General features: G+C 54.6%; 9 protein-coding genes and 1 tRNA gene. 2 read left to right on the forward strand and 8 right to left on the reverse strand.

Features of this window, described 5'->3' with window-relative positions; genetic code table 11:
* Nucleotides 1-222 precede the first annotated feature (222 nt).
* On the forward strand, nt 223-720 hold the full coding sequence (locus FJV47_RS03465) for an aminoacyl-tRNA deacylase (RefSeq protein WP_159609997.1): 498 nt from the start codon (nt 223-225) through the stop codon (nt 718-720).
* Here the strand turns inward: FJV47_RS03465 and FJV47_RS03470 are convergent.
* From FJV47_RS03470 to FJV47_RS03505, 8 genes are all read right to left on the reverse strand, one after another.
* Entirely contained in the window at nt 674-1,843 is a 1,170-nt protein-coding gene (locus FJV47_RS03470) for an acyltransferase (RefSeq protein ID WP_159609999.1), read from the reverse strand. The two genes, FJV47_RS03465 and FJV47_RS03470, sit on opposite strands and share 47 nt — an antisense overlap.
* A gap of 148 nt (nt 1,844-1,991) precedes the next feature.
* On the reverse strand, nt 1,992-2,366 hold the full coding sequence (gene rplL, locus FJV47_RS03475; protein WP_159610001.1) for a 50S ribosomal protein L7/L12: 375 nt from the start codon (nt 2,364-2,366) through the stop codon (nt 1,992-1,994).
* A gap of 72 nt (nt 2,367-2,438) precedes the next feature.
* A complete protein-coding gene (gene rplJ, locus FJV47_RS03480) occupies nt 2,439-2,972 on the reverse strand; it encodes a 50S ribosomal protein L10 (RefSeq protein WP_159610003.1) in 534 nt (177 codons plus the stop codon).
* A 361-nt stretch (nt 2,973-3,333) separates the two neighbouring features.
* Nucleotides 3,334-4,038 carry a 50S ribosomal protein L1 gene (gene rplA, locus FJV47_RS03485; RefSeq protein ID WP_159610005.1) on the reverse strand — a complete coding sequence of 235 codons (705 nt, stop codon included), beginning with the start codon at nt 4,036-4,038 and terminating at the stop codon, nt 3,334-3,336.
* Between the two features lie 135 nt (nt 4,039-4,173).
* Nucleotides 4,174-4,605 (reverse strand): 50S ribosomal protein L11, encoded by a 432-nt coding sequence (rplK, locus tag FJV47_RS03490; RefSeq protein WP_022874150.1) that lies wholly within the window; start codon nt 4,603-4,605, stop codon nt 4,174-4,176.
* A 130-nt stretch (nt 4,606-4,735) separates the two neighbouring features.
* Nucleotides 4,736-5,563, reverse strand: a complete 828-nt coding sequence (gene nusG, locus FJV47_RS03495) for a transcription termination/antitermination protein NusG (RefSeq protein WP_159610007.1) — start codon at nt 5,561-5,563, stop codon at nt 4,736-4,738.
* Between the two features lie 72 nt (nt 5,564-5,635).
* Nucleotides 5,636-5,884, reverse strand: coding sequence for a preprotein translocase subunit SecE (gene secE, locus FJV47_RS03500; RefSeq protein WP_159610009.1), 249 nt, complete (start codon nt 5,882-5,884; stop codon nt 5,636-5,638).
* Between the two features lie 117 nt (nt 5,885-6,001).
* Nucleotides 6,002-6,074 (reverse strand) — tRNA-Trp (locus FJV47_RS03505).
* Between the two features lie 273 nt (nt 6,075-6,347).
* Between FJV47_RS03505 and FJV47_RS03510 the strand changes: the two genes are divergently transcribed.
* On the forward strand, nt 6,348-7,547 hold the full coding sequence (locus tag FJV47_RS03510; RefSeq protein WP_159610011.1) for a pyridoxal phosphate-dependent aminotransferase: 1,200 nt from the start codon (nt 6,348-6,350) through the stop codon (nt 7,545-7,547).
* Nucleotides 7,548-7,604: the final 57 nt, after the last annotated feature.

Here is a 7,604-nt window from a genome sequence, read left to right on the forward strand (position 1 = left end):
CTGCCCCGTCTTTGAACCACGTCGTTTGTTTCAACTTTGGCTCTCCCCCAAATATTCCGGGCCGGCATTCTCTTCGACTCTGCACGCAGCATTCACAGCTATTTCGACGGACAGGTCTGGTACTTGCCAACCACCCTTGATTACGAACGCGCACACCAGGTTCGTGGCATCTTTCCACCCCAATGGTTATGCTCGAGGACACATCGACGGTCAGGAGATCTAATGAATAAGTTGCAATCAGATGAGGCATTGACCCGAGTTAGCTTGGATGCATCACGACGGAACATTGCCATCGAGGTGGTGCCACGCGAAAAAGTGAACTCTCTGGAAGAGGCGGCGGAAGCTCTTGGTATCAAGCCCGGGGACCTGCTGAAGTCACTAGTGATCAAGAAGTCGGATGACACGTTCGTCTTCGCATTGATACCTGGGGGACGAAAGCTTGACTGGGCAAAGTTGCGTAACCAGTTGGGCGTCAACAAGCTTTCGCTGCCTCCGGCCGACGTTGCCTGGGACGTGACCCACTATGAAAGTGGCACCATCACACCCTTTGGGTCGCATACGGTATTACCCGTGTTTATTGATGCCAGTGTTTTTGACGAACCAGAAGCTACGCGCATCGGCTTAGGCAGTGGCGACCGTGGTCATGGCCTGCTGGTAAAACCACGCGATCTGGTTACCGGATTTGATGCCACGATTGCTGATATCTCGTCCCCGGCATAGGCAACCGAGACTTAGCAACAGCACCCTTGACCCATTCAGCTCCAACGGTCAGCGACTTGGTGGTTGCGTTGCGCAGGGCAAGCCCCATTGGCTTCTCTACGAAACGTGCCACCAAGTACGCCCAGCCGAGCATGAGTGCGACAAGTCCAAAGAGAAGAACGTATTTGTTCACCGAAGCGTGGAGCTCTTCAATAATCCACCAACCCCAAAGTTGGTGAAAGAGATACAACGGAAAGGTCAGCGAACCGGCTACGGCCATCCACCGAGCGCGCACGTGCTTGAGTGGGGTCAGGGTGCAGATCGCCAGGATGGCTACACAGACCACCGCAAGAACTTGGAAATGCCATGCGGGAATCTGAATTCCTGACAAGTAGTCTGCGTCAAAGTGCCCCTTGATTCCGGTAAAGAATGCGGCAATGCCAGTATCGATCACTAGCAAAGCCCATCGGGCCACGGTGTGTCCGTTTTGGTAGATCAGGTACAGCATCATGCCGGCAGCAAAAAGCGCCGCGTACTGTCCAGCGAACCAGTCCTGCGCCTTGTCCAAGTTGGTGAAATGCAGGTACAGGCCAATGCCGGGCCAGATGGCGCAGAGCCACATGATGTGCTTGTTTTTCACGAAGCCCAAGGCCAGCAGTACGCCAAGCAGAACATAGAATCTCAGCTCGACCCACAGGGTCCAGTACACCCCGTCAAAGTCCTGAATATTGAAGGCCGACTGCATCATCGTCAGGTTGGGAACGATATCGCTTGCTGTACGCCCATCGTTCCCCGACGGCCAAATCTTCAGTGACAGTACCGCTGCTGCCAAAACAGCTATCCAATATGCCGGATAAAGACGTCCGACTCGTGATCCGATAAAACCAATCACGCTTTTGCCCTGCACGGACATGAGGATGACAAACCCGGAGATCAAGAAGAACAGCTGTACGCCGAGCTGACCGTACCGGGTGAATTCTGACAGGACTGGCCAGAACTCGGGGGCCTTAGTCCCCCAGTGTTCATGACCCCAAGCAGTGTAGTGGTAGAAGACCACCACCAAAGCCGCGCTGAATCGCAGTGCGTCTAATAGACCAAGTCTCGGCGCAGGTGCGTGGGTCCGTGGAGCTAGAGAATTTGACACATATTCAGCGTATGCAATGAACTTGAATAAACGCTGTTAATAGAAACGTTATAAAACAATTGCCAAGAAATGCTCAGTTAACGGCTAAGGGGCCCACAGGCTTTCGCCTATGGACCCCTTAGCAATAAGTTGCGAGTGACCGCGGAACTTACTTAACGGTTACGGTAGCGCCAGCAGCCTCGAGGGACTCCTTAGCCTTCTCCGCTGCGTCCTTTGCAACACCCTCAAGCAGAGCCTTTGGAGCGCCGTCAACGAGCTCCTTAGCTTCCTTCAGGCCGAGGGAAGTGATTGCGCGAACTTCCTTGATCACTGCGATCTTCTTGTCGCCAGCCGATTCGAGGATAACGTCGAATTCGGTCTTCTCTTCTGCAGCAGCTTCGCCGCCAGCAGCAGGACCGGCAACTGCAACAGCAGCAGCGGTTACGTCGAAGGTCTCTTCGAATTCCTTAACGAACTCGGAAAGCTCGATGATGGTCATTTCCTTGAATGCGGAAAGCAGCTCTTCGTTGCTGAGCTTCGCCATGGTCGGCGTCCTTTCGGTTTTGGCCCGAAGGCCGAATGAATTTGGGATTACGTTGCGAGAGATCGCGAAAGCTTAGGCTTCTGCCGGAGCTTCCTCGGTAGCTTCTGCCGGAGCTTCGCCACCGTTCTCTTCGAGCTTTGCACGCAGTGCTTCGACGACGCGGGCAGCAGCGGAGGCCGGAGCCTGCAGTACTGCAGCAACGCGAGCGAGCTGGGTTTCGCGGGATTCCAGTGCGGCCAGTGCAGCGATGCCGCTCTGGTCCAGCGCCTTGCCTTCGAACCAGCCGGTCTTGATGACCAGCTTGTCGTTGGTCTTGGCGAATTCCGTGAGGCTCTTAGCAGCAGCAACTGCGTCGCCCTTAACAAAGGCGATAGCGGTTGGGCCGGAAAGCTGCTCATCGAATGCATCGATGCCAGCGTTCTTAGCTGCGATTGCGGTCAAGGTGTTCTTTACAACTGCGTACTTGGTCTCCTGACCAAGCGAGCGGCGTAGATCCTTGAGCTGTGCAACGGTAAGCCCACGGTATTCGGTCAAGACAGCCGCGGTTGATTCGTTAAAGTCTGCAGTGATTTCTTCAATCGCTACAGTCTTGCTCGGGGTTGCCATAACACTCCTTCCGGGGATTTGTTGGTACCGTTTCAAAACCGGCGAGGCCATAAAAATAGCCCCGCGCAGGAGCACAGGGCAGTTCAACTCATTCAAGTTAAAGCAAATCTATGTAACCTGCGTTGGTTGTCCTTGCGGACCTTTAGGGACTAAATGAAATCATCTTGTCCAACCGACGGTCTTCGGTAGTTCTAGTCTAAGACAGATCAATGAAGCACAGCAAATCGAAGTCTGCCATCACGCCCATGATCCTAGTCACCTCGCCACTAGAGACCTCGGCGCTGGCGTCTAGGGGTCATTAAACTTCAAAGGAGCATACCGATTGCTCGGCATGCTCCCTCGAATTCAAAAGCTATAAAGCTTAGGCCTCAACGCGGGTTACGTTCGGGTCAACAGGGATACCTGGACCGAAGGTGGTAGCGATGGTTGCCTTCGAGATGTAGCGACCCTTCGAAGCCGAAGGCTTCAGGCGCAGAACCTCTTCAAGAGCAGCTGCGTAGTTCTCGGTCAGCTGCTTTGCATCGAACGAAGCCTTACCAATGATGAAGTGAAGGTTCGAGTGCTTGTCAACGCGGAAGTCGATCTTACCGCCCTTGATGTCGCCAACAGCCTTGGCAACATCCATGGTTACGGTGCCGGTCTTAGGGTTTGGCATCAGGTTACGTGGACCCAGTACCTTACCCAAGCGGCCAACCTTACCCATGAGGTCAGGGGTAGCAACTGCTGCGTCGAAGTCAACCCAGCCGCCCTGGATCTTTTCGATCAGGTCGTCCGAGCCAACGAAGTCGGCGCCTGCAGCGCGTGCTGCTTCTGCCTTGTCGCCGTTAGCGAAAACTACCACACGGGCGGTCTTACCGGTGCCGTGTGGAAGGTTGACGGTACCGCGAACCATCTGGTCAGCCTTACGTGGGTCAACACCCAAGCGGAAAGCAACCTCAACGGTCGAGTTGGTCTTCTCGCCTGCGGTCTCCTTTGCCAGGGCAATTGCCTGAGCTGGAGCGTAGACATTGTTGTCGGCATCGATCTTAGCCGCGGCGGCTACGTATGCTTTGCTGCGCTTTGCCATCTGCGTTTTCTCCTTATGCAGTCGTGGTCAAGTGGACCGCGCGCGATCCTGCCACGGACGAAGCGATCAGATGATCGTTTCGCCTTAGATTAAATTCTTGATTGCTATCCAACAGGTGAACAGCGGAAGGCGGAATTAGCCCTCTACGGTGACACCCATGGAGCGAGCGGTACCGGCGATGATCTTTGCTGCAGCAGCAAGATCGTTAGCGTTCAGGTCAGCCATCTTAGCGGTGGCGATTTCCTCAACCTGTGCCTGGGTCAGGTTTGCAACCTTCAGGGACTGTGGAGTACCCGAACCCTTAGCAACGCCAGCAGCCTTCTTGATCAGCTCAGCTGCAGGAGGAGTCTTGGTGATGAAAGTGAACGAACGGTCTTCGTAAACGGTGATTTCAACTGGAATCACGTTACCGCGCTGCGACTCGGTCGCTGCGTTGTAAGCCTTGCAGAATTCCATGATGTTGACGCCGTGCTGACCAAGTGCTGGACCGATTGGAGGAGCTGGGTTAGCAGCACCTGCCTGGATCTGCAGCTTGATGAGTCCGGTGACCTTTTTCTTTGGGGCCATGTCGGGTCCTTCTTACTCTTGCGTTTCCCGCGGCACAGGAGCGTGGCACGGGGATCTGGCTATCGTGGCGCGACAGCCAAACGTGCCCACATATCGATAAGCGACCGATGCGGGACACGAAGACTTAATACTACTGGATCTTGTTGACCTGGTTGAAGTTCAGGGTCACTGGAGTTTCGCGTTCGAAGATCGAAACCAGTACAACCAGCTGAGCGGCATCCAGCTTGATCTCGGAGATCGTGGCCGGCATCGTTTCGAATGGACCATCGTTAACGATGACCGATTCTCCAACTTCAAAGTCAACGGTGACCTCAGTAATTGGGGCACGTCCTGGCTTGGTAGCCGAAGGCTGTTCCACTGGATCAACCACAGTGTGCTCAAGCATGGAGAAGACTTCATCCAGACTCAATGGGTTTGGATCATGGGCGTTCCCAACGAAGCCGGTGACACCTGGAGTGTGGCGAACAACACCCCAAGAAGCGTCGGTGAGCTCCATACGAACCAGGACATAGCCCGGGATGCGCACGCGGCGAACGATCTTGCGCTGAGTGTTCTTTACCTCGACGACTTCTTCCATTGGTACCTGGATGTCGTAGATGAACTCTTCCATATCCTGAGTCTGGATACGGGTTTCGAGGTTCACCTTCACGCGGTTCTCGTAACCAGCGTAGGTGTGAATAACGAACCAGTCACCTGGCAGGCGGCGTAGCTTCGAGCGGAATTCTTCCTTGAGGCGAGCGACCTTGTCTTCGCCTTCTTCTTCAGCGGCGATTTCTTCGGCCTCAGCTTCAGTTTCATCCGCAGCTTCTGCGACCTCAGCGTCAGTTGCTTCTTCGGCTGGGGTTTCGGTTCGCTCGGTTTCAACCTCAGCGGCTACATCTACCTGAGCGCTGTCGGCTTCAACGAACTCGTTTTCGACCTCGTCATTAATCTGCGGTTCGAGTTCCTTGTCGGACACTGCGGCTCCTGCTTTCTTTGACTGAATGACACTAAATTGCCTCGGGGCGATTATACCTCCGAGGCAACTAAATTACTGTTCTACCTGTTTAGTGAACAGGAGGATCGAACCCTGCCCGAAGACGAAGTCCAGGGCCGTCACGATCAGCATCACCACAATAACGAATCCAACAACTACCAAGAAGTAGTTGAGCAATTCGCTGCGGGTTGGGGTGACAACCTTCTTAAGTTCCGCGATTACCTGTCGAAGAAACAGCATGATTCGGGCAAAGAAGCCCTTTTTCTGCTGACCCTCGCCAGAGTTCAGAGCAGATTCGGTCACGTTCTTCCTCGTTTCAATTTTTTTGGCCAGTTGAAACAATCACGGTGCGCCGTGGTCTCAATGACCTCAACACACCGTGACGAGAGATAATTCGCTAAGCGATAAATCGCTACTGCGCAGGGCAGACAGGACTCGAACCTGCAACCTGCGGTTTTGGAGACCGCTGCGCTACCAATTGCGCCACTACCCTTCGGAGCTTTTCTCAGCTCCAATCACTCAGAATATCTTACCGGATGAATGCCTTGGCCTGATCCGATGCGTTCTCTGAGCAACGAGAAATAACTTTACGCAACGAAATCACAATTGTCGAACTGACAACCCGCAGTGTGGCGCAGAACGCATGAATCAACCCCTGAGTACGTCCAACTAATGTCATGTTCACTCATTCAGGAAGGATCTAGCATCAGGGGAACTAAACTTGGTAATAACAGCTCTCCCCATAGACTTCAGGACGAACTCTTACATGTCTCGCATTTCACGCCGCATCGGCGCAATCTCTGAATCCGCGACCCTCGCAGTCGACGCCAAAGCCAAGGCTTTGAAAGCCGCTGGACGCCCGGTCATCGGGTTCGGCGCCGGCGAACCTGACTTCCCAACCCCTGATTACATTGTTCAAGCAGCGCTCGAGGCGGCCGCGGACCCGAAGAATCACCGCTACTCCCCTGCGGCAGGACTCCCAGAATTGCGTGAAGCCATCGCAGCCAAGACCCTACGTGACTCCGGGTACGAGCTAGCGCCATCCCAGGTACTGGTTACCAACGGCGGCAAGCAGGCCGTGTACAACACCTTCGCTACCTTGTTGGATCCAGGAGACGAAGTCATCGTCCCAGCTCCTTTCTGGACCACCTACCCGGAGGCAATCCAGCTAGCCGGCGGTACCCCAGTGTCGATTTTCGCTGGCCCAGAGCAGGGCTATAAGGTTACTGTCGAGCAGCTCGAATCGGTATTGACCGAACGCACCAAGGTGCTGCTCTTCGTTTCGCCATCCAACCCGACTGGTGCCGTGTACTCCGCCGAACAGATCCGCGAGATCGGCCAGTGGGCTGCTTCCAAGGGCCTGTGGGTTGTCACCGATGAGATCTATGAACACCTGACCTATGGCGAGGCAAACTTCAACTCCATCGCTACTTTGGTTCCGGAGCTTGAAGACCGAGTAGTGATCCTCAACGGTGTTGCGAAGACCTATGCAATGACCGGTTGGCGTGTGGGATGGATGGCAGGTCCAACCGATGTCATCAAGGCAGCGACCAACCTACAGTCGCATGCGACTTCCAACGTTGCCAATGTTTCCCAGCGCGCTGCACTTGCGGCTGTTGCCGGGCCACTGGATGCAGTGAACGAAATGAAGACTGCTTTCAACCGTCGCCGTTTGGCCATCGTTGAAGGCTTGAACTCCATTGATGGTTTGCACTGCCCCACCCCAGAGGGTGCCTTCTATGCCTACTCGGATGTTCGTGGCCTGTTGGGTCGCGAGATCCGCGGCGTCGTGAACAACACCAGCGCCGAGCTTGCCGCATTCATTCTGGAACAGGCCGAAGTGGCCGTAGTTCCCGGCGAGGCATTTGGTCCATCTGGCTATATCCGCATGTCTTACGCTTTGGGTGACGCTGATCTTGCCGAAGGCGTTTCACGACTGGTGAATCTCTTGGGAGAAGCGAAGTAGCTTTCAACGCAACCAGATTGGGCGGGGTTCGGCAAGTAAATACTTGCCGAACCCCGC

The sequence above is a fragment of the Glutamicibacter sp. JC586 genome (assembly GCF_009805585.1).
Lineage (GTDB): Bacteria > Actinomycetota > Actinomycetes > Actinomycetales > Micrococcaceae > Glutamicibacter.

Bases quoted from the DNA above. Each gene is read 5' to 3' on its own strand.
- rplL (WP_159610001.1), bottom strand. From the start codon at position 2,366: ATGGCGAAGCTCAGCAACGAAGAGCTGCTTTCCGCATTCAAGGAAATG.
- rplA (WP_159610005.1), bottom strand. From the start codon at position 4,038: ATGGCAAAGCGCAGCAAAGCATACGTAGCCGCCGCGGCTAAGATCGAT.
- FJV47_RS03510 (WP_159610011.1), top strand. From the start codon at position 6,348: ATGTCTCGCATTTCACGCCGCATCGGCGCAATCTCTGAATCCGCGACC.
- rplJ (WP_159610003.1), bottom strand. From the start codon at position 2,972: ATGGCAACCCCGAGCAAGACTGTAGCGATTGAAGAAATCACTGCAGAC.
- rplK (WP_022874150.1), bottom strand. From the start codon at position 4,605: ATGGCCCCAAAGAAAAAGGTCACCGGACTCATCAAGCTGCAGATCCAG.
- FJV47_RS03465 (WP_159609997.1), top strand. From the start codon at position 223: ATGAATAAGTTGCAATCAGATGAGGCATTGACCCGAGTTAGCTTGGAT.